Raw genomic sequence first — 24841 nt, 5'->3', positions numbered from 1 at the left:
GCTTGGTTCCGCGGTTGGTGTGGTGGGGTAGGGGGGTGGGGTGTGGGTTTGTTGGGGGGGGGGGGGGCGGTTGTGGTTGGTCGCGCTGTCCCCCGCGCCCCTTTGGGGCGCGGGACTTGGCCTGAGAGAATTGGTGAATGGACGTCGAACTTCCCGAACTTCCCTTTCCTCTACGTACCTACGGGCCTGACGGGCACTGGTCGCACGAGGACGGGATACTCACCGGCTGGGCCGGCCCCCGCCAGGACCGTTTCGTGCCGCCCACCGACGAGGCACTGGACCCCGCCTCCGACGCGCCCCGCCTTCTCGGGGCGCCGGAGGGGGACTTCCAGCTGATCGCCCGCGTCACGGTCGGCTTCGGCGCGGCCTTCGACGCGGGGGTCCTCTACGTCCATGTGGGGGAGCGGGCCTGGGCGAAGCTCTGCCTGGAGAACTCCCCGGACGTGCCCACCGTCTGCACGGTGGTCACCCGGGGGCACTCCGACGACGCCAACTCCTTCACCGTGGACGGCAGTTCCGTCTGGCTGCGGATCAGCCGCACGGGGCGGGCCTTCGCCTTCCACGCCTCCCGCGACGGCAAGCGCTGGACCTTCATCCGGCTCTTCACCCTGGGCGACGAGAAGGAGACGTCCGCCGCGCTCGTCGGTTTCATGACGCAGTCGCCGATGGGGGAGGGGTGCGTGGTGACGTACGACGGCATCGAGTTCCGCCCGAACTGGCCCCAGGACCTGAGAGACGGCAGCTGACCGCGGGTGGGGGGTCGGCCGCGCAGCGGGAACCGTGGCCCCCTCCATCACGTCCTCCGCTGCATGATCAGCACACCCCGCACCAGCGGCCCCTTCGTCATCAGAACCGCGCTGCCCAGCGAGGCCGCCACCATCGCCGACCTCCACGTCCGCGCCCGTGCGACCTACTACCCGGACGGGCTGCCGGAAGACGGCTTCGACTGGCCCGCACGCTGGCGCGGTGCCATCGAGCGTCCCGACGGCCACGTCCTGTGCGCGGTGCGCGACGGACACCTCGTGGGCATCGCCTCATTCCGTACCGCGGAAGGCGCCCCCGCCGGCACCGTGACGCTCTTCCAGTTCCACGTGGCCCCCGACCGCTGGCGCGAAGGCATCGGCACCGCACTGCACACGGCCTGCCTCGAACAGTGGCGGGCCGACGGCAAGCACACGGCCACCCTCGACGTGCACGTCGACAACGCCCGCGCCCAGGCCTTCTACGCCCGCCAGGGCTGGGTCCCGGACCCGGAGAACCCGCCCGCCGAAGGCGATCACCACCTCTTCCTGCGCTACGCCGTCGCCGGGGAATGAAATCGGCCGCTTGAACGTTCACGTACTCCAGCCCCCGGAGGGGCCCGTATTCGTACGACCTGGAGAGAGCCGAAGACATGCGCGTCGAGATCTGGTCGGATATCGCCTGTCCCTGGTGTTATGTCGGAAAGGCCCGTTTCGAGAAGGCGCTCGAGGCCTTCCCGCACCGTGACGAGGTCGAGGTCGTGCACCGCTCCTTCGAGCTGGACCCCGGTCGCGCCAAGGGCGACATCCAGCCCGTGATCAAGATGCTGACCAAGAAGTACGGCATGAGCGAGGCGCAGGCGCAGGCCGGCGAGGAGAACCTGGGCACGCAGGCCGCCGCCGAAGGCCTGGACTACCGCACCCGGGACCGCGACCACGGCAACACCTTCGACATGCACCGTCTCCTCCACTTCGCCAAGGAGCGGGGCCGCCAGGACGAGCTGATCGGCCTGCTGTACAAGGCGAACTTCGCCGAGGAGCGGACCGTCTTCAACGACGACGAGCGACTCGTCGAGCTGGCCGTCGCCGCCGGGCTCGACGCCGAGGCGTCCCGCGAGGTGCTGGCCGACCCGAAGGCGTACGCCGACGAGGTGCGCGCCGACGAGCGCGAGGCCGCCGAGCTCGGCGCGAACGGGGTGCCGTTCTTCGTCCTGGACCGCAAGTACGGCGTCTCCGGCGCCCAGCCCGCCGAGGTCTTCGCACAGGCCCTGACCCAGGCGTGGGGCGAGCGCCCGCCGCTGAAGCTGATCCAGGACGGTTCCGCCGACGCGGAGGCCTGCGGCCCGGACGGATGCGCCGTACCGCAGCCGTAAGCCCGTCCGGCACGGCGGTGAAAGCGCAGGTCGGGGCGGACGTATAAGCAGTCCTTACCGGAACCACGCAAAACTTCGTAATGGACGAGAGGTGCTCGGGGCCGCACAGTGGTCCCATGGAGACCTTCGAGAGCCTCGTACGAGCCGAGTTCGCCCCGAAGAACACCTATCTGAACACCGCGAGCTGCGGACTCCTGCCGGCGCGCACGGTCGAGGCCATGCGCGCCGCCGTCGAGTCCGTCGCCGACGGACGGCCGTCCGACATGTTCGACGACGTGGAGGCCGCCCGCGCCGCCTTCGCCCGGCTGGCCGGGGTCCCCGCGGGCCGGGTGGCGGCCGGGGCCTCGGTCGCCGTCTACAGCGGACTGATCGCCGCCTCGCTGCCGCCGGGCGCCGAAGTCCTCACCGCGGAGGACGACTTCAGCTCCGTCGTGAACCCCTTCCACGTCCGTGGCGACCTCAAGCTGCGCGCCGTACCGCTGGAGAGGATCGCCGAGTCCGTACGTCCGGGCACCGCGCTCGTCGCGGTCAGCGCAGCGCAGTCCGCGGACGGGCGGATCGCCGATCTGGCGGGCATCGCCCGGGCCGCGCGCGAGCACGGAGCGCGTACGTACGTGGACGTGTCCCAGGCCGCCGGCTGGCTGCCGATGGAGGCCGACGCGTACGACTTCGTCTCCTCGGTCGCCTTCAAGTGGCTCGTCTGCCCTCGGGGCGTGGCCTTCCTGGTCGTTCCGGAGGACTTCGGCGGCCTCACTCCGGTGTTCGCCGGCTGGGTCGCGGGTGAGGCGCCCTGGGACAGCTGCTACGGACCGGTGCAGGAACTCGCCCACTCGGCCCGGCGGTTCGACGAGAGCCCCAGCCTCTTCTCGTACGCGGGCGCCCGGCACTCGCTGGAGCTCGTCGAGGAGCTGGGCGTGGCGAACGTACACGCCCATGACCTCGCCCTCGCCGACCGTTTCCGCGCCGGGCTCCAGGGGCTCGGCCACGCACCGGTTTCCGCCCCCGCCTCGCCGATCGTGTCCGTCCCCGGACTCGGCCGACGCCAGCCGGAGCTGAGTGAGGCCGGGGTCGAGGTCTCCGACCGGGCGGGCAACCTTCGCGCGGCCTTCCACCTGTACAACACCCCCGCCGACGTCGACCGACTGCTGGACGTCCTGTCCGGCTGACCCCGGCGGGGGCCCTTCACGCTCGCGGCTACTTCACGGGTGTGAAATCACGGGCACCGATGAACTCGGGCCTGCGGACCGGCGCCGCGAACGGCTCCACCGCCGCGTTCTCCACGCTGTTGAACACGATGAAGACGTTGCTGCGCGGGAACGGGGTGATGTTGTCCCCGGAGCCGTGCATGCAGTTGCAGTCGAACCAGGTCGCCGAACCGGCCCGGCCCGTGAAGAGCTTGATGCCGTGCCGGTCGGCGAAGCGGGTGAGCGCCTCGTCGGACGGGGTGCCCGCGTCCTGCATCTGGAGCGACTTCTTGTAGTTGTCCTGCGGGGTGGCCCCCGCACAGCCGAGGAACGTCTTGTGCGACCCCGGCATGATCATGAGGCCGCCGTTGGTGTCGTGGTTCTCGGTCAGCGCGATCGACACGGACAGGGTCCGCATGTTCGCCAGCCCGTCCTCGGCGTGCCAGGTCTCGAAGTCCGAGTGCCAGTAGAACCCGCTGGCCCCGAAGCCCGGCTTGACGTTGATCCGCGACTGGTGGACGTAGACGTCCGAGCCGAGGATCTGCCGGGCCCGCCCGACGACCCGCTCGTCGCGTACGAGCGCGGCGAAGACCTCGCTGATCCGGTGCACCTCGAAGACGGACCGGATCTCCTGCGTGGCGGGCTCGACGATCGAGCGCTCGTCGGCGCGGATCGCCGGATCGGTGACCAGCCGCTCCAACTCGGCCCGGTAGAGGGCGACGTCGTCCTCGCCGATCAGTTCCTCGATCGCGAGGAAGCCGTCACGCTCGTAGGCCTGGAGGTCGGGCACGGAGACCGGCCCGGGAGTGCCGGGCGCGCCCCAGACGACCGGGTCCTGACGGGGCACGGACACCTCGGCGGCGCCGCGGCTGGGGTAGAGATCGGTGAAGGTGGTCGCGGTGGTCGCGGTGGTCGTGGTCATGGGGCTTCAGACCTCCTCGGGTTCGGTGAGCAGCGGGTAGACGCCGTTCTCGTCGTGGTCCTCCCGTCCGGTGACGGGCGGATTGAAGACGCAGACGCACCGGAAGTCGGTCTTGGGGCGCATGGTGTGGCGCTCGTGGCCGTCGAGCAGGTACATCGTGCCCGGCGTGATCCAGTGCGTCTCACCGGTCTCGTCGTTGGTCAGCTCGGCCTCGCCCGCCAGGCAGAGCACGGCCTCGATGTGGTTCGCGTACCACATCGACGTCTCCGTACCCGCGTACAGGACCGTCTCGTGGAGGGAGAAACCCACCTTCTCCTTGGCGAGGACGATGCGCTTGCTCTCCCAGGTACCCGTCGCGGCCTTCACATGCCGGTCGGTGCCTTCGATGTCCTTGAACGAACGGACTATCACGGTGGTGCCGTGCCTTTCTGTCAGATCTGTCGGATCTGTCGGACGCCCGCCGGACGTCTGTCAGACGGTTTCGCTTACGGCTCGGGCGAGGGTGCGCAGGCCCTCGTCGAGCTCGTCGGGGGTGATGGTGAGCGCGGGGAGGAGTTTCACGACCTCGCTCTCCGGGCCGGAGGTCTCGATGAGCAGCCCGAGTTCGAAGGCGCGCTGCGCGACGCGCCCCGCACGCTGCTTCTCGTGGAACTCGAGGCCCCAGACGAGGCCGCGCCCCCGGTACTCCTTCACGTCGGCGAGGTTCTCCTCGGTGAGGGAGATCAGCGCCTGCTCGATCTGCTCGCCGCGGGCACGGGTCTGCTTCTCCATGGCGGACCCGTCGGACCAGTACGTCTCCAGGGCCGCGGCGGCGGTGACGAACGCGGGGTTGTTGCCGCGGAAGGTGCCGTTGTGCTCGCCCGGCTCCCAGACGTCCAGCTCGGGCTTGAACAGGCACAGCGACATGGGCAGTCCGTACCCGCTGATGGACTTGGACACGGTCACGATGTCGGGCACGATCCCCGCCTCCTCGAAGGAGAAGAACGCTCCCGTCCGCCCGCAGCCCATCTGGATGTCGTCGACGATGAGCAGCATGTCGCGCCGCCGGCACAGGTCGGCGAGGGCGCGCAGCCACTCGGGCCGGGCGACGTTGATGCCGCCCTCGCCCTGCACGGTCTCGACAATGACCGCAGCGGGCTGGTTGAGCCCCGACCCCTGGTCCCCGAGCAGCCGCTCGAACCAGAGGAAGTCCGGCACCTGGCCGTCGAAGTAGTTGTCGAACGGCATCGGGGTCCCGTGCACGAGCGGAATCCCGGCACCGGCCCGCTTGAAGGCGTTCCCGGTCACGGCGAGCGAGCCCAGCGACATCCCGTGGAAGGCGTTGGTGAAGGACACGATCGCCTCGCGCCCCTTCACCTTCCGCGCCAGCTTCAGCGCGGACTCGACGGCGTTGGTGCCCGTCGGCCCCGGGAACATGACCTTGTACGGCAGGTCGCGCGGCCGTAGGACGAGGTTCTGGAAGGCCTCCAGGAAAGCGCGCTTGGCGGTCGTCGACATGTCGAGACCGTGGGTGACGCCGTCGCGCTCCAGGTAGTCGATGAGGGCCCGTTTGAGTACGGGGTTGTTGTGCCCGTAGTTCAGGGACCCTGCACCGGCGAAGAAGTCGAGGTACTCGTGTCCGTCCTCGTCGGACATCCGGCTGCCCCGGGCCCGGTCGAAGACGGTGGGCCAGCTGCGGCAGTAGCTGCGCACCTCCGACTCCAGGGTCTCGAAGACGCTCAGGTCGGGCTGGATGATGGTCACGGCGAATCGCTCCTCGGTGCGTGGGGGGAGGGAGGGGAAGGTCAGGGAGGCAGGCAGGGGGAAGGCAGGGGGAAGGCAGGGGGATGTCCGGGTCGGCCGGGGGCCGGCCCAGGGTCAGCTGGGAGCCGGCGGCCCGGGGTCAGCCGGGGAGCGGACCGATCCGGTAGAGCACTTCGGGGTCGTGCGGTCCGTCCGGGAACTGCCCTGTCTCGAACAGCACTTCGCGCTCGACGCTCGCGCCGTGGCGGCGCGCGTACGAGGTGAACAGGCGCTCGGAGGCGGTGTTGCCGGGCGTGATCGTGGTCTCGACGGCGGTGATCGTCCGCTGCTCCGTGACCCGCGCGGTCAGTCCGTCGAGCAGGGCCGCGGCCAGTCCGCGTCCGCGGTGGGCGGCGTCGACGGCCACCTGCCACACGAGCAGGGTGCCCGGGCGCTCGGGCCGGACGTATCCGGTGACGAAGCCGACGGGCACGCCGTCCGCGTCGCGCGCCACCGCCGACGTACCGGCGAAGTCACGGCACCACAGCAGATAGCTGTACGAGGAGTTCAGGTCGAGGGTTCCGGAGTCCTTGGCGATATGCCAGAGCGCGGCTCCGTCCGCCACCTTCGGACGGTCGATCCGAAGGCCCTCCGGCATTTTCAGGAATTCCGCTTGCAGGTCTGCTTGTGCGGCGGTCATGCGGATTTAATTTACCCAGGGAAATCTCAAATTGCATCGTCGGCTGGGGTTACGTACGACGCGCCGTTGTGTTATCACGCGCCCGCGAGAACCCTGCACTGCGGGTGGTGGAAAGGGATGGTTTGCCCGGAAAATAGGGGAGGAAGCGGGCGCGTTGTGGAGTGCGTCACAGACACGTAATGGCCACGAGATGTGCCCGAATTACGTTGGTTGGCGTTCGCGAAATCTTTGCGTTTAGAGGCGGGGAAAGCGGGCAGAAGAATGCGGGAAGCTACTCTTCGGGTTAATGCAAGAATAAGCGTGGTGAGCGTCTCGTCAATTGATGCGCGATTAAGCTCCGGCAAGTCCGCTGGTTCCCTCGCGCACGATGGAACCAGTTCCGTTCGACCTCGGCGAGGTGCTGGACGAGCCCCGGCAGCGTGAGCTCCGACGTCCCTCGCCCCCGCCGCCCTCAGGGGCGCGGGGAACTGCGCGCCAGGCCCCGCCCGCCGCAGCCGACACGCCCACCCGGGGTCTGGGGCGGAGTCCCGGGTTCGGGCTAGGACCATGCCTCCGTCGTCGCGCGGCGTGCCGCTTCCAGGTCGACCATGAGGCCGGACTCGGCCATCGCCGCCCCCAACGCCGCGAGGCAGGAGTGCACGACCCCCGGCGTCGCATCGGGGCCATAGTGGTTCACCCGGATCATCTCCTTCGCCAGCGCACCCCCACCCGCGACCAACGGCAACACCGGATCCGCGGCCAAAGCCTTCGCGACCAACACCCCCGCATCGATCCCGGACGGCGCCCGCAACGTCGTGGCGACCGGCGCCGCGTCCCCCGCCTCGTACACATAAGGCTCCAGCCCGCCACCCAGAGCGACCGCCCCCGCCCGCGTGGCCGCCGCCGCCAGGGCATGGCGGCGCATCACCGCGTCGAGCCCCTCCGCCTCGATCCGCTCGACACACGCCTCCAGCGCCAGCATCTCCAGCTGCGCCGGCGCGTGCAGCAGTGCCTTGCGCCCGCCGTCGACCCACCGCTCCTTCCAGTCCAGCAGGGAGAGGTAGGACCGACGCGGCGCCCCGGGATTGGCGGCCATCCGCGCCCACGCCCGCTCGCTCACGGACACCGCCGACACCCCGGCGGGACCGCCCATCGCCTTCTGCGCCCCGATCACGCACAGGTCGACTCCCCACGCGTCCGGCAGCACCGGCTCCGCGCCGATCGAGGCGACGGCGTCCAGGTAGAACAGCGCGCCGTGCGCACGCACCACCTCGCCGATCTCCGCGACGGGATTCGTGTTGCCCGTCGCCGCCTCCGCGTGCACCAGTGAGACGAAGTCGATCGCCGGATGCTCGGCAAAGGCGTCACGCACCTGCGCGGCCGTCACCGCCGTGTGGAACGGCACCGCGAGATCGATCACCGTCGCCCCGCAGTCCCGCAGCCAGTCCCCGAAGGTCTGCCCGTAGGGGCCGGTGATCACGTTGAGCGCGGTGGTGCCGGGCCCGGCCGTGGCGCGAATGGCACCCTCCAGGGGCAGCAGCGCCTCGCCCTGCATGATCACGACGTCCTGCTCGGTGGAGAGCAGCCGCGCCACGCGGTCCTCGATCGCCGCGAAGTGGGCGGCGCTCAGCGGGGCGAGGTCCAGGAAGGGATGGGTCACGACGGTGCTCTCTTCGCTCACGGGTTCCAATGCGCAGCCCCGAGCGTATCCGGCGGCCTTGTCGCGCCGCGGCGATCCTCGGTCGTACGGGCGGACACCCTCAGGTCGTACGGCCGGACAGCCCCGTGAGGCATGACTTCCGAGGCCGAACGGCGCAACAGCCATCGGATTGGTTTGAGTGAGTCAAACCTTTCCTTATAATCAGAATCCTCCATTCCCCCCACAGGAGGTCTCTGTGAACTCGGTCCTCGGACGCCGGACGCGCATTCTGGCCGCCACCACCGCCACGGCCGGGCTGCTGCTCGTGGCCGGCTGTTCCTCCGGCGGAGGGGGCCAGAGCAGTGCCAAGGGCGTTCCCCTGGTCAAGGCGGGCCAGGTCACGACCTGCACCCACCTCCCGTACCCGCCGTTCCAGTCGGAGATCAACGGCAAGGTGCAGGGCTTCGACGTCGCGCTGATCGACCTGGTCGCGGGGAACCTCGGCGTGAAGCAGGCCATCGTCGACACGCCCTTCGAGAACTTCAAGACGGGCGCGTTCCTCAACTCCGGCCAGTGCGACCTCGCCGCGGCCGGTATGACGATCACCCCGGAACGCAAGAAGAACGTCGACTTCTCCGATCCGTACTTCGACGCCACCCAGGCCGTCCTGGTCGACAAGAAGAGCGGCGTCAACTCCCTCGCCGACGTGAAGGCCAAGGGCAAGAAGCTCGGGGCCCAGGCGCAGACGACGGGCGAGGACTACGTGCGCAAGCACGGCTACGACCCGGTCTCCTTCGAGTCCTCCGACGCCGTCCTCAACGGCCTGCGCACCGGCCAGGTCCAGGCCGTCATCATCGACTACCCGGTCGTCCAGGGCTGGCTGAAGGACAAGGCGAACGCCGACGCCTTCAAGGTGGTCGACAACCTCAACACCGGTGAGCAGTACGGATTCACGGTCAAGAAGGGCAACACCAAGCTCCTCGCCGAGATCAACAAGGCGATCAAGCAGGCCAAGGCCGACGGCACGTACAAGAAGCTCTACGAGAAGTGGATCGGCCCGTACCCCGCGTCCGCGGCCACCGCCTCCCCGTCCGCCTCATGAGCGATGCCGGCGCACGACTCCAGCCCCGCAGGTCCGGCCTTACCCGGCGCCAGAAGCGTGCCCTCTCGCGCGGCGCGCAGTACGTCGTCTTCGTCGCCGCCGTGATCGCCTTCGCGGTCACGGCGGACTGGGGACGTCTGAAGAACCAGTTCGCGCAGTGGGACCTGGTCAAGCAGATGTTCCCGGACGTCATCACGCTGGCGCTGAAGAACACCGTGCTCTACACGATGTCCGGTTTCGTCGTCGGTCTCGTGCTCGGCCTGGTCATCGCCCTGATGCGACTGTCCTCGGTGGGCCCCTACCGCTGGGTCGCCGGTATCTACATCGAGATCTTCCGGGGCCTGCCCGCCCTGCTGATCTTCGTCTTCGTGGGCGTCGCCGTGCCGCTCGCGTTCCCGGGCACGGAGATCCCCGGCGGCACCTACGGCAAGGTGGCGCTCGCGCTCGGCCTGGTCTCGGCCGCGTACATGGCCGAGACGATCCGCGCGGGCATCCAGGCGGTGCCCAAGGGGCAGATGGAGGCGGCCCGTTCGCTGGGCTTCTCGCACGCCCGGGCCATGGTCTCGATCATCATCCCGCAGGCGTTCCGCATCGTGATTCCGCCGCTCACCAACGAGCTCGTCCTCCTCTTCAAGGACTCCTCGCTGGTGCTGTTCCTCGGGGTCACCCTGGAGGAGCGCGAACTCACCAAGTTCGGGCGCGACCTGGCGAGCCAGACCGCCAACTCCACACCGATCCTGGTCGCGGGCCTGTGCTACCTGCTCGTCACCGTGCCGCTCGGATTCGTCGTACGCCGCCTGGAGGCCAAGGCCGGGGAGGCCACCAAGTGACCAGCACCAGCAGTACCGGCACTACCGGCACCGGCACTCCGGAGATCGGCGTCCGGGACCTGCACAAGTCCTTCGGCGCCAACGACGTCCTGCGCGGTATCGACCTGGAGATCGGACAGGGCGAGGTCGTCTGCGTCATCGGACCCTCCGGCTCCGGCAAGTCCACCCTGCTCCGCTGCGTGAACCTCCTGGAGGAACCCACCAAGGGGCAGGTCTTCGTCGGCGGTACCGAGGTCACGCACCCCGACGTCGACATCGACGCCGTACGCCGCCGGATCGGCATGGTCTTCCAGCAGTTCAACCTCTTCCCGCACCTGTCGGTGACCGAGAACCTCACGCTCCCGCAGCGCCGGGTGCTGAAGCGGGACAAGGAGGAGGCGGCCAAGGTCGCCGCCGAGAACCTGGCGCGGGTGGGCCTGTCCGAGAAGGCCGACGCCTACCCCTCCTCCCTCTCCGGCGGCCAGCAGCAGCGCGTCGCGATCGCCCGCGCGCTCGCCATGGGCCCCGAGGTGATGCTCTTCGACGAGCCGACCTCGGCGCTCGACCCGGAGCTCGTCGGCGACGTACTCGCCGTCATGCGCAGGCTCGCCCACGAGGGCATGACGATGATGGTCGTCACCCACGAGATGAGCTTCGCGCGCGAGGTCGCAGACCGGGTCGTCTTCATGGACGGCGGCGTGATCGTCGAGGACGGCGTCCCCGCGCAGGTCATCGGCAACCCGAGCCACGAGCGCACCCGCCACTTCCTGTCCCGGCTGCTGGACCCGGCGATGGCGGACGTGGAGGAAGGCACCGAAAAGGGCCCGTAGCGTCTCGCCGTTCGGCACGAATTAAGGTGCGGTGCATGAGCGATCGCGCGGTGCTGCACGTGAAGGGGCGGGTGCTCGTCGGGCCCGACGACGTCCGGGACGAACTGTGGGTCGTCGGCGGGAGGATCTCCTACGAGCGTCCCGCCGGCGCCCGTGACATCCGTAGCGTCGAGGGCTGGGCCCTCCCCGGCCTCGTCGACGCCCACTGCCATGTCGGCCTCGACGCGCACGGGCCCGTCCCCGACGACGTCTCCGAGAAGCAGGCGCTCACCGACCGCGAGGCCGGCACCCTCCTCATCAGGGACGCGGGCTCGCCCTCCGACACCCGCTGGATCGACGACCGCGCCGACCTACCGAAGATCATCAGAGCGGGCCGGCACATCGCCCGCACCCGTCGCTACATCCGCAACTACGCGCACGAGATCGAGCCGGATGACCTGGTCGCGTACGTCGCCCAGGAGGCCCGGCGCGGCGACGGCTGGGTGAAACTGGTCGGCGACTGGATCGACCGCGAGACGGGCGACCTCAGCGCCTGCTGGCCGCGCGAGGCCGCTGCGGCGGCGATCGCCGAGGCGCACCGCCTCGGCGCACGGGTGACCGCGCACTGCTTCGCGGAGGACTCGCTCAGGGACCTGGTCGAGGCGGGCATCGACTGCGTCGAGCACGCGACCGGTCTGACCGAGGAGACGATCCCCCTCTTCGCCTCCCGTGGGGTCGCGATCGTCCCCACGCTCGTCAACATCGCCACCTTCCCGCAGCTCGCCGCCGGGGGAGAGACGAAGTTCCCGCGCTGGTCGGCGCACATGCGGGCACTGCACGAACGCCGCTACGACACCGTGCGCGCCGCCTACGACGCCGGAGTCCCGGTCTACGTCGGCACCGACGCGGGTGGTTCGCTGGCCCACGGTCTGGTGGCCGGCGAGGTCGCCGAACTCGTCACCGCGGGCATCCCGCCGGTCGAGGCGCTGTCCGCGACGGCCTGGGGTGCCCGGCGGTGGCTCGGGCGGCCGGGGCTGGACGAGGGCGCGCCCGCCGACCTCGTGGTGTACGAGGGGGATCCGCGCGCGGACGTACGGGTGCTGGCGGCTCCGCGCCGGGTGGTGCTGAACGGGCAGGTCGTGGGCTAGCGGCGGAGAGGTCGTCGGGCGTCCGGACGTCCGGTTGACGGAGCGTTACGCGTCCGCCGGTGGCCTCGTTACACACCACCGTGCGCGCTCCGGAGCGTCGACCGGCGTGTTCGGGGCAGGGCAGTTGAGTGGGTGACGGTGGGGAACATCCGTGCCCAGCTGTGTCGTGAGATTCGAACGAACTCCCGGAAACCCCACGTTGGAGTGAAGTCACGTCAGGTTGCTGACTGTTCACTCTCGGTGCGTAATTCTTGCCGGGTCCCAAGCTGTTCTCTCCTGGGGGTCCCACCCTTGAACGCCAACACCACCTTCCGCATGCCCGTACGCCGTTTCACCGCCGGCGCGGCGGCCACCGTCCTCGCCGCCGGTCCGGTGGTGCTGGCCGGTGCGGGTTCCGCGCACGCGAGCGCCGACCACGGTCGCGCGAGCGCCGTCGTGCTGCGCACCGGGCTCGACGTGTCCCTGCTCGACAAGACCGTGAACGTCCCGCTCGCGGTCTCCCTCGACGAGGTGCGGGCGCCGCAGAGCGCCGAACGGACCGCGCTGACGGCGAGGCTGGACGGGGTCGACGGTGGGCAGCCGTTCAGTGTGCTGCGGGCGGATGTCGCCTCCGCGAAGGCGACGGTGTCCGCGTCGGGGGCCGAGGCGTCCACGAACCTCACCCGTGCGCGGATCCATGTCCCCGGGCTGCCGTTGCTGTCCCTCATCGAGGTCGGGCAGGTGACCTCGAAGGCGACCTGTGAGACGGGTCGCAAGCCCGTGGCGTCCGCCACCCTTCTGGGCGGGGTGACCGTTCTCGGCAAGAAGGTGACGCTGACGGTGGGCGGTCCGACGGAGGTGAAGGTGCCGGGGGTCGGTGAGGTCCGGCTCGACTTCTCCAAGACGCGGACCACGTCCCGTACGGCGGCCGCGTCCGCGCTCGAACTCAAGGTCTCAGTCAACCCGTTGAAGCTGAACGTCGCGGATGTGGAAGGCACCCTGACTCTGGGGTCCGTCACCTGCGAGACCCCGGCCGCGCCCGCTGTCTCCGTGTCTGCCCCCGCCTCCGCCCCCGACATCAAGCCCCAGGGGGCACCGGCGGAGTCGGGCCTCGCCGAGACCGGTGGTGCGTCGACGACCCCGTACGTGGTGGGTGGCGCGGTCGTGCTCCTGGCCGCGGGCGGAGCGGCCGTCGCCCTGGCCCGCCGCCGCCACTCCTGACCCCCGGCGGGGCGTTCTTCGACTGCGGGGGAGCGGGCGCTGGTCGCGGAGTTCCTCGCGCCCCTGAGGCGGGGGCTTCGCCTCGCGTCCTTCGCCCGCCCGGGTTCGTTCGGCCGCGGGCCGGTGGGGGCTGGTTGCGGAGTTCCTCGCGCCCCTGAGGCGGGGGCTTCGCCTCGCGTCCTCCGCCCGCCCGGGTTCGTTCGGCCGCGGGCCGGTGGGGGCTGGTTGCGGAGTTCCCCGTGCCCCTGAGGCGGGGGCTTCGCCTCGCGTCCTCCGCCCGCCCGGGTTCGTTCGGCCGCGGGCCGGTGGGGGCTGGTTGCGGAGTTCCTCGCGCCCTTGAGGCGGGGGCTTCGCCTCGCGTCCTCCGCCCGCCCGGGTTCGTTCGGCCGCGGGCCGGTGGGGGCTGGTCGCGCAGTTCCCCGCGCCCCTGAAAGCCTCGACCCCGGCGTGCGTCTTTCAGCCCGTCCGGCGTTTGAGGACGAGGCCGTTCAGGCGTACCCGGGGTCTGGGGCGCAGCCCCCGGGTACGGATGGGACGGGTAGGGGCGGCGGGGGCGAGGAAACCCCGTGCCGCACCCACCCTCATATCCCAGCCACGACCATCGCCCGGTCCAACGCCTGGAGGAACCCGTTGACGGTGGCCCGGTCACGTACGGCCAGGCGGAGCCAGTCGTCCCCCAGCCCCGGAAACGTGTCCCCACGCCGCACCGCGAACCCGAGCCCCCGCAACTGACGCCGCACCACCACCGCCCGAGGCAGCCGAACCAGCACGAACGGCCCCTCGGCGGGTTCGACGACCCGCAACCCGTCGGGCTCGAACTCCCTGAGCCCCGCGACGAGATGGGCCCGGTCGGCGCCTACCCGCCGAGCCGCGTGGGCGGCCTCCGCGAGCGCCCGGGGCGACATGCACACCTCGGCCGCCGCGAGGGCGGGCGTGGAGACGGGCCAGAGCGGCTGCGCACGGGACAGCTCACGGATCGTGTCGGGCGCGGCCAGGACGTACCCGATCCGCAACCCCGCCAGCCCCCACGTCTTCGTGAGACTGCGCAGCACGACAAGCCCGGGAATGTCCGTCCGCCCGGCCAGCGCCTCCCGCTCACCCGGCACCGCGTCCATGAACGCCTCGTCGACCACCAACGTCCGCCCGGGCCGGGCGAGCGCGGCGATCGCGGCCGCCGGGTGCAGCACGGACGTCGGATTGGTCGGGTTGCCGATCACGACGAGGTCCGCGTCCTCGGGTACGGCCGCGGGATCCAGCCGAAAGCCGTCCGGCTCACGCAACAGCACCCGGTCGACCGTGTGGCCGGCATCCCGCAGCGCCGCCTCCGGCTCGGTGAACTGCGGGTGGATCACCACCGGCTGACGGACCTTCAGGGCGCGGGCCAGCAGCACGAACGCCTCCGCCGCCCCCGCGGTCAGCAGCACCCGCTCCACCGGCACCCCGTGCCGCGCCGCCACCGCGGCCCGCGCGGCCCGCCCGTCCGGGTAGGCCGCGAGCCCGTCCAGTGACGCGGCGACGTGCTCGCGCAACCACGCCGGAGGCGTGTCCGCACGGACGTTCACCGCGAGATCGGTGAGTGCCGAGCCGTCGTCCCGCACCTCGGAGTCCCCGTGGTGCCGCAGATCGTGCGCGTCGCCCCCGTGCACGCCCTCAGTGCGCATGCGCGTGCCCGCCGTGGTGGTGCCCGTGGTGGTGTCCGTCGTGGTGGTGCCCGTCGTCGTCCGGGTGGAAGTGCGGCTGCTGGGGGAGGCCCACCTTGTCCTCGAAGCCGGGCAGCGCGATGCGGTAGACGCAGGAGTCGCAGTTCATCCGCAGGTCGCCCTTGACGGCCTCCCGGTAGCGCTCCATGACCAGGTCGAGCAGCTCCGGCTCGGGTCCGATGACCTCGGCCGACTGCACCTCGACGTCCGGGTGCGCGGCCGCCCAGCCCTCGGTCTGCTGCCGCACCCGGTCGGGGAGGATGCCGGTGAACAGGAAGTACGGCAGCACCACGACCCTCCGCGCGCCCAGCTTCACGCAGCGGTCCAGACCCGACGGGACGTCCGGCGCCGCCAGCGACACGAACGCCGTCTCGACGCCCGCGTACCCACGCCCCTCCCACAGCAGCCGCGCCGCCTTGTGCACCTCGGCGTTGGCGTCCGGGTCGGTGGAGCCGCGCCCGACGAGCAGCACGGTCACATCGGCTCGGTCCTCGGGCCTACGGGCCGTGGAGCCGAGCGCCTCGTCCAGGCGCCGTTCGAGCACCGCCAGCAGCGACGGGTGCGGGCCCAGCGGGCGCCCGTACGTGTACGAGATCCCGGGGTGCCGCTCCTTCTCGCGGGCCAGCGCCGCCGGGATGTCCCCCTTGGCGTGCCCGGCGGACACCAGCATCAGCGGCACGGCGGCGAACCGGCGTACCCCCTGCTCGACCAGTTCGGTCACGGCGTCACCCAGCGGCGGCGGCGACAGTTCGATGAACCCTCCGGCGACGGGCAGTTCGGGGTGGCGGCGCCCCAACCGCCGTACGAAGTCGCGGAAGGCCTCGGCTCCGGCCTCGTCCCGGGTGCCGTGTCCGGCGATGAGCAGGGCGGGGGGCGGGGTGGTCACGAAAACTCCTTGGTTGCGGGGTGGTACAGCAGGGCGTTGAGCGCGGCGGCGGCGACCGCCGAGCCGCCCTTCTCGGACACGTTGCTGACGGCGGGCAGTCCGCTCTCGCGCAGCGCGGCCTTGGACTCGGCAGCGCCGACGAAGCCGACGGGCAGCCCGATGACGAGCGCCGGGGCGGCGTCGAGGGTCAGCAGCTCCTCCAGCGCGGTCGGCGCACAGCCGATCACCCAGAGCGCGCCGGGCCCGACGTCCTCGTACGCGAGCCGGATCGCGTGGGCCGAACGGGTCAGCCCCGGGCCGGACTTGGCGTCCCTGAGGCGGCAGACGGTGTCGCGGCGCGTGATGCCCGCCGCGACCATCTCCACGTCCACCACGACCGGCGCCCCGGCGTGCAGCGCCGCGTGCGCCTTCACCAGGGCGCCCTCGTCGGTGACGAGGTCGGCCGCGTAGTCGAGGTCGGCCGCGGAGTGGATGACCCGCTCCACGACCGCCCGCGTCAGCGGCGGGAAGTGCGAGGTGTCCAGGCGGGCACGCAGCCGCCGGAAGGACTCCTGCTCGATCGGGTGGATCACGCGGTTCACCGGGCCTCCCGGTGGTAACGTCGCCGCGTGCTGAGCGAGAACCGAGCCAGCACAGCAGCCTCCAATCCTTGGGGAAACCGGGCTGGTTCCAACCCGGCTGGTGTTGATCGCGGAAGACTCGATCGTTCGCCGAGCGACCGAGCAGCGTGAGCCAGGAAGCCTCCTCGTTCGCGAGGAGGAGGGTTCAATTGGGGTCCTCCTGCCAGCGGTAGCCGCGGGGCGTCACCATGCGCCCCGCGACCTCCCGCGTCGCCGTGTTGCCCACGGTCACGACGGTCATCATGTCGACGATCGCCGGATCCAGGGACCCCAGCGACGTCACCCGGCTCGACTCGTCCGGCCGGGAGGCATTGCGGACGACCCCGACCGGCGTCGTCGGTTCCCGGTGCTCGGCGAGGATCGCGAGCGCCTTCGGGAGCTGCCAGTCGCGACCCCGGCTGCGCGGGTTGTAGAACGTCACCACGATGTCCGCCTCGGCCGCCGCCCGCACCCGGCGTTCGATGACCTCCCACGGTGTGTGCAGGTCGGAGAGGCTGATCGACACGTGGTCGTGGCCCAGCGGCGCGCCCAGGATCGCCCCGGCCGCGAGCGCGGCGGTCACGCCCGGCACCCCGACCACGTCGATGTCGTCGGACGCCTCGGCCAGCGCCGGTGACGCCATCGCGTACACGCCCGCGTCGCCGCTGCCGATCAACGCGACGGCCTGGCCGCGCCGCGCCTCGGCCACCGCCGTGCGCGCCCGCTCCTCCTCGGCGCCGAGCCCGGACTCCAGGATCCGCGTGCCGGGGCGCAGCAGATCGCGGATCTGGTCGACGTACTGGTCGAGTCCGACGAGCACGGACGCCCGCCGCAGCTCCTCCTTCGCCCGCGGGGTGAGCAGGTCACGGGCGCCGGGCCCGAGCCCGACCACCGCGAGCCGCCCGCGTGCCACGCGGCGCACGACGGCACAGGTGGCCATCGCGGGCTGCCCGTCCGCACGCGTCGACTTCCGCTTGGGTACGAGGAGTTCACCCCCGCGTACGAGGGCGGCGGCCTCCGCCACGGACGGGGTGCCGACGGCGGTGAGCGGCGCGTTTGAGGGGTTCGGCACGTCCACCGTCGCCAACTCCTCGGCGGTGTACGTCACCACGGGCACCCCGAGCCGTCCGGCGGCCTCGACGATGCCGGGCTCCTCGGCCTTGGCGTCGACGGTGGCCAGCTCCGCGACGGACCTCGGGGACAGCCCGGCGTCACGGAGTACGTCCTCGACGAGACCGAGGACCTCCGCCACCGGGGCGCCCTTGGACGCGCCGACCCCCACCACCAGGGAGGGCGGCCGCAGCAGCACTTCGCGCTCGCCGGGCGCCACGGCCCGGTCGGTGACACGAATGCCGTACGCGCCCTCCGCCGCGACCGGCAGGGGCGGCAGCGGCCACGCCGACTCGGCCCGCAGGGCTACGGGTTCGCCGTCCAGCAGTGCCCGGGTGACCGCGGCGACCTCCCCCTCCACGGGGAAGCCGAGCGTGTCGAGTCCCGGCACTCCGACCGCGTCCGTCGCCGTCGTCACCACCGGCTCGGCCCCGAGCAACTCGCCCACCTCGCGGGCGAGTTCATTGGCGCCGCCGCCATGACCGCCGACGAGCGACACGGCGAACCGCCCGCCCTCGTCCACGCACACGACCCCCGGGTCGGACGTCTTGTCGCCCAGCAGCGGCGCGATCAGCCGCACCACCGCGCCCGTGGCGAGGAAGCACACCAACTGGTCGCACTCCGCGAAGGCCCGCCGCACGGCGTCCCCGACGGACTCGACGGACTCGACGGACTCGGCGGACGCGGCTCCGGCGGACTCACCGGACGCGGACCCGGCGGACGCGGACCCGGCGGACTCAGTGGATCCGGCGGACCAGTCGTACACCCGCGTACGGGTGGGCCAGGCCGCGGCCAGCCGGTCACGGGCCGCCGCGCCCGCCGCCGTGGCGGAAATCAGGCCGATCACTGGAGGACTCCTTCGGTACGCGCCGGAGGCCGGACGCCCCACAGCAGAAAAACGGGGTTGGTGGCCGCGAGCCGGGTGACGTTCCCGGGCAGCGGCGCGAGCCGGGAGGACTGCAGCAGTACGCCGTCGCAGTCGAACCCGGCGGTGGTGAGCGCCTCCCGGGCCGCCGGCACCCGGTCGAGCGCGGCCATGGCGACGACAACGGCCCGCCGGGCCCGCCGTGCGCAGACCGTCACGATGGCGGGCAGCTCGCGCCCCCCGCCGCCGATGAACACGGCGTCCGGATCGTCCAGGTCGGACAGCACGGTCGGCGCGGCCCCGTGCACCACCCGGACGTCGACGCCGTGCGCCTCGGCGTTGGCGAGGATCCGGTCACAGCCGTCCCGTGTCTTCTCGATCGCGGTGACGGCGGCCCCGAACCGCGCGCACTCGACGGCGACGGACCCGGAGCCCGCGCCGACGTCCCAGACCAGATCACCCAGGCGCGGCCCGAGCCGGGCCAGCGCCAGCGCCCGCACCTCGAACTTGCTGATCATCGAGTCGCGGTGGGCGAACTCGCGCTCGTCCAGGGCCCATCGGTCGGGTCCGGCCTGGGGACCGGCGACCGTCCGCACGGGGGCGAGGGCCCGCGACTCGTCGAGGCACAGGACGACACTCACCGCCGTACCCCAGTCGCGGGCCGCGGCCTCCGCCGGGGTGACCCGCTCCACGCGCTCGTGCCCGGGGTCCCCGAGGGCGCTCGCCACGACGAGGATGCGCCCGGCGGAGCGGTGGGCGAGGGCGGCGCCCAGCTCGGCGGGCCCGGAGCCGGGCCCGGTCAGCACCGCCACCTTCGGGTGGGAGCGGCAGACCTGGACGGCCGTGCGCAGCGCGCGCCCGTGGGCGCTCACCACCACCGCGTCGTCCCAGGGCAGCCCGAGCCGCGCGAAGGCGGTCGCGACGGACGAGACACCGGGGCGCACGTCCAGCCGCTCGGCCCCGAACCGCTCGGCCAGCGCCCGCACGATCCCGAAGAACCCGGGGTCACCGGAGGCGAGCACGACGACGCGCCGCTCCTTTTCCAGGCATCCCTCGATCGCGTCGAGGGCGGGCGCGAGCGGCCCCAGCCCGATCCGCTCGACCGCGTCGGGCAGCCGCGCCGCCGCAAGGTGCCGTCGGGCGCCGACGACGAGCCCGGCGTCGGCCAGCGCGTCCGAGGCGTCCGTGGAAAGCGGTGCCCCCGTCCCCGTACCGAAGACGGTGATCACGACGGACTGCCCTTGCGGGCCGCGCGCAGCTCCGCGCGTGCCTGCGGATCGGCCCTGCGGAAGCCGTGGAAGTGACCGGGGTGGTAGAGGTGCGAGCGGGTACCGGTCGCGTCGAGGGCGGGGCCGACCAGGAAGAGGGTGTGCTTCCAGAGCTTGTGCTCCTTGACGGTCTCCTCCAGCGTCTCGATCGTGCACTTCACGATCAGTTCCTCCGGCCAGGTCGCCTGGTAGGCGACCACGACCGGCGTGGACGTCGGATAGCCGCCCTCCAGCAGTTCCCGTACGAGCTGTCCGCTGCGGGCGGCCGAAAGGAACAGCGCCATGGTCGTGCCGTGCCGTGCGAACTCCCGCACCTCCTCGCCGGGCGGCATGGGCGTCTTGCCGCCGCCGAGCCGGGTGAGGATCACGGACTGCGCGACCTCGGGGATCGTCAGCTCGCGCTGGGCGAGCGCGGCCACGGCGGAGAAGGAGGAGACGCCGGGAATGATCTCGGTCTCGACGCCGAGGTCCGCACACCGGTCCAGCTGCTCCTGCGTACCGCCCCACAGGGCCGGGTCGCCGGAGTGGATGCGGGCCACCTTCAGCCCCTCCGCCGCCGCCCGCTCGTACACGGCCACGACGTCCTCCAGGGACATCGTCGCCGAGTCCAGGATCTCCGCCCCCTCGCGCGCGTGCTCGAGGACCTCGGCCTGCACCAGGCTGGCCGCCCAGATCACGACGTCGGCCTCGGCGATGGCGCGCGCGGCGCGGAACGTCAGCAGGTCGGCGGCGCCGGGCCCTGCCCCGACGATGGTCACCTTGCCGGTGGGGGCATCGGCCATGGGAATCGGTCCTCTCCTACGGATGTATCGGGTGCTGCGAGAAGTCAGTGGGCGCGTCGGTGGGCGCGAGATTGTCGCCGGATGTGCGCGAACGGGGTGCGATCGGATACGAAGGGCTCATGGCGGTCTTCGTCGCGCTCGGCGCGTTCCTGATGACGCTGGCCGGCGGCTGGACGGCACAGCGGGTCACCGACCGCCGCCACCTGGTGCTGGGCCTGGCGGGCGGGCTGATGCTCGGCGTGGTCGGCCTGGATCTGCTCCCGGAGGCGCTGAAGGCGGCGGGCGAGGAGGTGTTCGGCGTACCGGCGGCCCTGCTGCTGTTCGTCGCCGGGTTCCTGTTGGCCCATCTGGTGGAACGGCTGCTGGCCGCCCGGCAGGTCGCGCACGGCGGCGAGGAGCACGACGGACGCGCGCCCGAGGTGGGCCTGACGGCCGCCGCGGCGATGGTCGGGCACAGCGCCATGGACGGCGTCGCGATCGGCGCCGCCTTCCAGGTCGGCGGCGGCATGGGCCTGGCGGTCGCGCTCGCGGTGATCGCCCACGACTTCGCGGACGGCTTCAACACGTACACGATCACGAGCCTGTACGGGAACGCGCGCCGCAAGGCGATCACGATGCTGTTCGCGGACGCGGTGGCCCCGGTGATCGGCGCCGCCTCGACCCTGTTCTTCACCATCCCGGAGCGAGCGCTCGGCGGCTATCTCGGCCTCTTCGGCGGCGTACTCCTGTACCTGGCCGCCGCCGAGATCCTCCCCGAGGCGCACCACGAGCACCCGGCCCGCTCGACCCTGCTGTGCACGATCGCGGGAGCGGGGTTCATCTGGCTGGTGGTGGGTCTCGCCGGAAGCGGGTGACTCTCCGGGGCTCACAGTTTCCCGCCGCGTTTGCCGTCCCGCCGGGCGGGTGCGATGAGGGTGGAGAGGTACGGCAGCGGCTCGCCGTCGAGGTCGGCGGCGGGCCGGACGGACTCGCCCTCCAGCCCGAGCGCGGACCCCCACACGGCGTCGTCGAGCCGCCCCGTCACCCGCAGCGCCTCAGCGACCTCCTGCGCCTGCCGCCCGAACTTGTACGCGACGACGGTCCCGGGCCCGTTGAGGGCGTCCTTGAGCACGGCGGCCCCGGCGGTCACCGGCACGAGGGTGAGCGGTTCGGTCCCTTCCGTGAGCACGGCCCCGGAACGTGCCGCCAGATCCTGCATGGCGGTGATACCGGGTACGGTCTCGACGACCGTGCCGGGCACCAGTTCCTCGATGGTCTGCGCGAGATAGGTGAAGGTCGAGTACACGTTCGGATCGCCGATGGTCGCGAAGGCGACGGACGCGTGCCGCCGGAGCAGCTCCGCGACCCGCGCGCCGGCGGCGTCCCAGGCGGCCTCGCGCCGCCCCCGGTCGGTCCGCTCGTTGAGCGCGAACACGACGCGGACGACCTTCTCCTCGGGCACGTAGTGCAGGACGGTGGCCTCCGCGCGCCCCCGCTCTCCTCCGTCCTTTCCATCAGGCGCGGCCATCACCGGTACGACCACGACCTCGGCGGCACGCAGCGCGTTGACGCCCTTGACGGTCACCAGCTCCGGGTCACCGGGGCCGACCCCGATTCCGATCAGCTTGCTGCTCATGACGTCCGGCACCTCTCCACGAACCGACGGGCGACACCGGGCTGTGCCGCCCAGTGCGTGTGCACATAACTCGCGTGCACACCTTGTTGTACGAAACCTTCGACGCGCCGCTCGGGGGCGCGCACCCCCCAGGCGGGAGCCGCCCCGGCGCCCGGCTCGACGAGGGTCCGGTGGAACTCGTGCCCCCGCATCCGCGTCCCGGCGACGGCGAGCACGCTGTCACTCACGGCCACGGCGTCCCGATAGCCCAGGGTGAGCCGCTCACTCATCCCGGCCGAGACGTCGAGCACCCCGCACATGGGCTGCCCGTCGAGCTCGCGAGAGAGATACAGCAGCCCGGCACACTCGGCGGCGACCGGCGCCCCGCCGAACGCCAGCTCGGCCACGGCCTTGCGCAACGGCTCGTTGGCGGACAGCTCGGGCGCGTACACCTCGGGAAACCCTCCACCGATGACCAACCCGCCGGTACCGTCCGGCAGTTGTTCGTCCCGCAGAGGGTCGAAGGCGACGACTTCGGCTCCCGCGGCGGTCAGCAACTCGGCATGCTCGGCATAGGAGAAGGTGAAGGCGGCCCCTCCGGCAACGGCCACCCTCTTCACTCCGGCCGGAGCCCGGTCCTTCAGCCCGTCCGGCGTTTGAGCAGCAACGACCTCAGCCGCGTCCCAAGCCGCACCCGCCAACTCACCCGCACCACGCGCCAACGCGAACAGCGCATCCAGATCACACCCGCGCCGCACCTGCTCGGCCATCGCCCCCACGGCATCCAAGGCATCCGCGCGCCGCTCGGCGACCGGCACCAACCCCAGATGCCGAGAAGGCGTGTCCACCTGCGGAGCGCGCCGCAACGCGCCGAGCACCGGCACCCCGGACGCGTCGAGAGCCTCCCGCAGCATCGACTCGTGCCGCTCGGACCCCACCTTGTTGAGGATCACCCCCGCGACCCGCACCTCGGGATCCCAGGAAGCGAACCCGTGCACCAGCGCGGCCACGGACCGGGACTGTGACGACGCGTCGACGACCAGCACCACCGGCGCCCGCAGCAACTTCGCCACCTGCGCCGTGGACGCGAGCTCACCCTCCCCGGCGGCCCCGTCGTACAGCCCCATCACACCTTCGACGATCGCGAGATCGCACCCGCGCGCGCCGTGCGCGAACAACGGCGCGATCAGCTCCGTACCGCACAGATACGCGTCGAGATTCCGCCCCACGCGCCCGGTGGCGAGCGCGTGGTACCCGGGGTCGATGTAGTCGGGCCCCACCTTGTGCGGGGACACGGCGAGCCCCCGTGAGGCGAAGGCCGCCATCAGCCCCGTGGCAACGGTGGTCTTGCCGCTCCCGGACGTGGGCGCGGCGATGACCAGCCGAGGGACGGAAATCACCACTCGATGCCCCTCTGGCCCTTCTGGCCGGCGTCCATCGGATGCTTGACCTTGGACATGTCCGTCACGAGATCCGCGAACTCGACGAGCTTCCCGGGAGCGTTGCGCCCGGTGATCACGACATGCTGGGTCCCGGGCCGGTCCCGCAGCACGGCGACGACCTCGTCGACGTCCACCCATCCCCAGTGCATGGGGTAGGCGAACTCGTCCAGCACATACAGCTTGTACGTCTCGGCGGCGAGGTCCCGCTTGACCTGCTCCCAGCCCTCGCGGGCCTTCTCCTCGTTGTCCATCTGGGAGTCGCGCTGCACCCACGACCACCCTTCGCCCATCTTGTGCCAGTCGACGGACCCGCCCTCGCCGGAGGCGCCGAGCACGCGCAGCGCGTTCTCCTCCCCGACCTTCCACTTCGCCGACTTGACGAACTGGAACACCCCGATGGGCCACCCCTGGTTCCAGGCGCGCAGCGCCAGCCCGAAGGCGGCGGTGGACTTGCCCTTCCCGATCCCCGTGTGCACCACGACCAGCGGGCGGTTGCGGCGCTGACGCGTCGTCAGTCCGTCCTCCGGTACGACACTCGGCTGCCCCTGCGGCATTACGCGGCCCTCCTCGAAGTCCCCTGCACATCGCGCACGAGCCCGGCGATCGCGTCGGCCCGCAACTCGTCCAGCGTCACCGCCGTGCCGCCCAGTTCACCCGCGAGCCGTCCCGCGAGTCCGAGCCGCACGGGCCCCGCCTCGCAGTCGACGACCACGGAGGCGACCTGGTCGGCCGCGAACAGCCGCGCCGCACGTTCGGCGAGCGCGACGGGCTCAGGGCCGCCGGTGGCCCGCCTGTCGGTCACCACGACGACCAGCGGCCGCCGGGCGGCACCGCGCAGCCGACACCGCAGCACGTCGTGCGCGCGCAGCAGCCCCGCCGCGAGCGGCGTCCGCCCGCCCGTGGGCAGCGACTCGAGGCGGGCGGCGGCCGCGTCCACGGACGAGGTGGGCGGCAGCGCCACGTCGGCCGAGGACCCCCGGAAGGTCACGAGCCCCACCTTGTCCCGCCGCTGGTACGCGTCGAGCAGCAGCGACAGCACCGCGCCCTTGACGGCACTCATCCGCTGCCGCGCCGCCATCGACCCGGAGGCGTCCACCACGAACAGCACGAGGTTGCCCTCACGCCCCTCACGGGTGGCCTGGCGCAGATCGTCCCGCCGCACGACGAGACCGCGCCCCGACCGCCCCCGCGCCCGCTGATGGGGCGCCGCCGCCCGCACGGTCGCCGCCAGGTGCAGCTTGGTGAGTGCCCCTCGGGGCCGCCGCGAC

25 protein-coding genes and 1 pseudogene are annotated in these 24841 nt (G+C 71.8%); 10 read left to right on the top strand and 16 right to left on the bottom strand.

Annotated features, from left to right (window positions below; translation table 11 throughout):
* The first annotated feature begins 137 nt into the window (after positions 1-137).
* The 4 genes from ABZ656_RS42410 (at position 138) to ABZ656_RS42395 (ending at position 3279) form a co-directional block, all read left to right on the top strand.
* Positions 138-746 (top strand): DUF1349 domain-containing protein, encoded by a 609-nt coding sequence (locus tag ABZ656_RS42410; protein ID WP_101405881.1) that lies wholly within the window; start codon positions 138-140, stop codon positions 744-746.
* 63 nt (positions 747-809) lie between these two features.
* The gene (locus ABZ656_RS42405; protein ID WP_101405882.1) at positions 810-1316 is read left to right on the top strand and encodes a GNAT family N-acetyltransferase; all 507 of its coding nucleotides are present in this window, start codon (positions 810-812) and stop codon (positions 1314-1316) included.
* A gap of 77 nt (positions 1317-1393) precedes the next feature.
* Positions 1394-2113, top strand: coding sequence for a DsbA family oxidoreductase (locus ABZ656_RS42400; protein ID WP_360275757.1), 720 nt, complete (start codon positions 1394-1396; stop codon positions 2111-2113).
* A gap of 116 nt (positions 2114-2229) precedes the next feature.
* Positions 2230-3279, top strand: coding sequence for an aminotransferase class V-fold PLP-dependent enzyme (locus ABZ656_RS42395; protein WP_360275754.1), 1050 nt, complete (start codon positions 2230-2232; stop codon positions 3277-3279).
* 28 nt (positions 3280-3307) lie between these two features.
* On the opposite strand, the gene thpD is transcribed toward ABZ656_RS42395, so the two are convergent.
* From thpD to ABZ656_RS42365, 6 genes and pseudogenes are all read right to left on the bottom strand, one after another.
* Positions 3308-4219 (bottom strand): ectoine hydroxylase, encoded by a 912-nt coding sequence (gene thpD / locus ABZ656_RS42390; RefSeq protein ID WP_360275751.1) that lies wholly within the window; start codon positions 4217-4219, stop codon positions 3308-3310.
* Between the two features lie 6 nt (positions 4220-4225).
* Positions 4226-4630, bottom strand: coding sequence for an ectoine synthase (locus tag ABZ656_RS42385; RefSeq protein WP_360275748.1), 405 nt, complete (start codon positions 4628-4630; stop codon positions 4226-4228).
* Between the two features lie 60 nt (positions 4631-4690).
* On the bottom strand, positions 4691-5962 hold the full coding sequence (gene ectB, locus ABZ656_RS42380) for a diaminobutyrate--2-oxoglutarate transaminase (RefSeq protein ID WP_101405886.1): 1272 nt from the start codon (positions 5960-5962) through the stop codon (positions 4691-4693).
* A gap of 139 nt (positions 5963-6101) precedes the next feature.
* Positions 6102-6641, bottom strand: a complete 540-nt coding sequence (ectA, locus tag ABZ656_RS42375; RefSeq protein ID WP_360275745.1) for a diaminobutyrate acetyltransferase — start codon at positions 6639-6641, stop codon at positions 6102-6104.
* Positions 6642-6924: 283 nt separating this feature from the next.
* Positions 6925-7065, bottom strand: a pseudogene (locus ABZ656_RS42370) (DUF664 domain-containing protein); the annotation flags it as partial.
* Between the two features lie 114 nt (positions 7066-7179).
* Complete coding sequence (locus ABZ656_RS42365; RefSeq protein WP_101408222.1) at positions 7180-8280, bottom strand: aminotransferase class V-fold PLP-dependent enzyme; 1101 nt, start codon at positions 8278-8280, stop codon at positions 7180-7182.
* 235 nt (positions 8281-8515) lie between these two features.
* On the opposite strand from ABZ656_RS42365, the gene ABZ656_RS42360 reads away from it, so the two are divergent.
* The 5 genes from ABZ656_RS42360 (at position 8516) to ABZ656_RS42340 (ending at position 13327) form a co-directional block, all read left to right on the top strand.
* Positions 8516-9361, top strand: coding sequence for a transporter substrate-binding domain-containing protein (locus tag ABZ656_RS42360; protein WP_101405888.1), 846 nt, complete (start codon positions 8516-8518; stop codon positions 9359-9361).
* On the top strand, positions 9358-10191 hold the full coding sequence (locus ABZ656_RS42355; protein ID WP_101408223.1) for an amino acid ABC transporter permease: 834 nt from the start codon (positions 9358-9360) through the stop codon (positions 10189-10191). Before ABZ656_RS42360 ends, ABZ656_RS42355 begins: the two co-directional genes overlap by 4 nt.
* Entirely contained in the window at positions 10188-11000 is an 813-nt protein-coding gene (locus ABZ656_RS42350; protein WP_101405889.1) for an amino acid ABC transporter ATP-binding protein, read from the top strand. Before ABZ656_RS42355 ends, ABZ656_RS42350 begins: the two co-directional genes overlap by 4 nt.
* Before the next feature lie 35 nt (positions 11001-11035).
* Complete coding sequence (locus ABZ656_RS42345) at positions 11036-12127, top strand: amidohydrolase family protein (RefSeq protein ID WP_101405890.1); 1092 nt, start codon at positions 11036-11038, stop codon at positions 12125-12127.
* 291 nt (positions 12128-12418) lie between these two features.
* Entirely contained in the window at positions 12419-13327 is a 909-nt protein-coding gene (locus tag ABZ656_RS42340) for an SCO1860 family LAETG-anchored protein (RefSeq protein ID WP_101405891.1), read from the top strand.
* A 581-nt stretch (positions 13328-13908) separates the two neighbouring features.
* Here ABZ656_RS42340 and cobC read toward each other — a convergent pair.
* The 6 genes from cobC to cobM form a co-directional block, all read right to left on the bottom strand.
* Complete coding sequence (cobC, locus tag ABZ656_RS42335) at positions 13909-14988, bottom strand: Rv2231c family pyridoxal phosphate-dependent protein CobC (RefSeq protein WP_360275739.1); 1080 nt, start codon at positions 14986-14988, stop codon at positions 13909-13911.
* On the bottom strand, positions 14978-15913 hold the full coding sequence (locus ABZ656_RS42330) for a sirohydrochlorin chelatase (protein WP_360275736.1): 936 nt from the start codon (positions 15911-15913) through the stop codon (positions 14978-14980). Before ABZ656_RS42330 ends, cobC begins: the two co-directional genes overlap by 11 nt.
* Positions 15910-16494, bottom strand: coding sequence for a precorrin-8X methylmutase (locus tag ABZ656_RS42325; protein WP_101405894.1), 585 nt, complete (start codon positions 16492-16494; stop codon positions 15910-15912). The genes ABZ656_RS42330 and ABZ656_RS42325 overlap by 4 nt, the downstream gene beginning before the upstream one ends.
* 184 nt (positions 16495-16678) lie before the next feature.
* Positions 16679-18469, bottom strand: coding sequence for a precorrin-3B C(17)-methyltransferase (gene cobJ, locus ABZ656_RS42320; protein WP_360275733.1), 1791 nt, complete (start codon positions 18467-18469; stop codon positions 16679-16681).
* The gene (gene cbiE, locus ABZ656_RS42315) at positions 18466-19716 is read right to left on the bottom strand and encodes a precorrin-6y C5,15-methyltransferase (decarboxylating) subunit CbiE (protein ID WP_360275730.1); all 1251 of its coding nucleotides are present in this window, start codon (positions 19714-19716) and stop codon (positions 18466-18468) included. Before cbiE ends, cobJ begins: the two co-directional genes overlap by 4 nt.
* Positions 19713-20537, bottom strand: coding sequence for a precorrin-4 C(11)-methyltransferase (cobM, locus tag ABZ656_RS42310; RefSeq protein ID WP_101405897.1), 825 nt, complete (start codon positions 20535-20537; stop codon positions 19713-19715). Before cobM ends, cbiE begins: the two co-directional genes overlap by 4 nt.
* A 119-nt stretch (positions 20538-20656) precedes the next feature.
* On the opposite strand from cobM, the gene ABZ656_RS42305 reads away from it, so the two are divergent.
* Complete coding sequence (locus tag ABZ656_RS42305) at positions 20657-21391, top strand: ZIP family metal transporter (RefSeq protein WP_101408224.1); 735 nt, start codon at positions 20657-20659, stop codon at positions 21389-21391.
* 11 nt (positions 21392-21402) lie between these two features.
* Here the strand turns inward: ABZ656_RS42305 and cobI are convergent, their stop codons facing one another.
* The 4 genes from cobI to ABZ656_RS42285 form a co-directional block, all read right to left on the bottom strand.
* Complete coding sequence (gene cobI / locus ABZ656_RS42300; RefSeq protein WP_360275726.1) at positions 21403-22152, bottom strand: precorrin-2 C(20)-methyltransferase; 750 nt, start codon at positions 22150-22152, stop codon at positions 21403-21405.
* Positions 22149-23534: a cobyrinate a,c-diamide synthase gene (locus ABZ656_RS42295; protein ID WP_101405898.1), complete on the bottom strand. Its 1386-nt coding sequence runs from the start codon at positions 23532-23534 to the stop codon at positions 22149-22151. Before ABZ656_RS42295 ends, cobI begins: the two co-directional genes overlap by 4 nt.
* Positions 23528-24127, bottom strand: coding sequence for a cob(I)yrinic acid a,c-diamide adenosyltransferase (gene cobO, locus ABZ656_RS42290; RefSeq protein ID WP_101405899.1), 600 nt, complete (start codon positions 24125-24127; stop codon positions 23528-23530). Before cobO ends, ABZ656_RS42295 begins: the two co-directional genes overlap by 7 nt.
* Positions 24127-24841, bottom strand: a 715-nt coding sequence (locus ABZ656_RS42285; protein WP_360275721.1) for a VWA domain-containing protein, incomplete at its 5' end; no start/stop codon positions are given. The genes ABZ656_RS42285 and cobO, both read right to left, overlap by 1 nt.

The organism is Streptomyces sp. NPDC007095 (assembly GCF_040634475.1).
In the GTDB taxonomy this organism is placed as follows: Bacteria; Actinomycetota; Actinomycetes; order Streptomycetales; family Streptomycetaceae; genus Streptomyces.
Note: the sequence above shows the minus strand (reverse complement) of the source record. Positions and strands in the feature narration are given on the sequence as shown.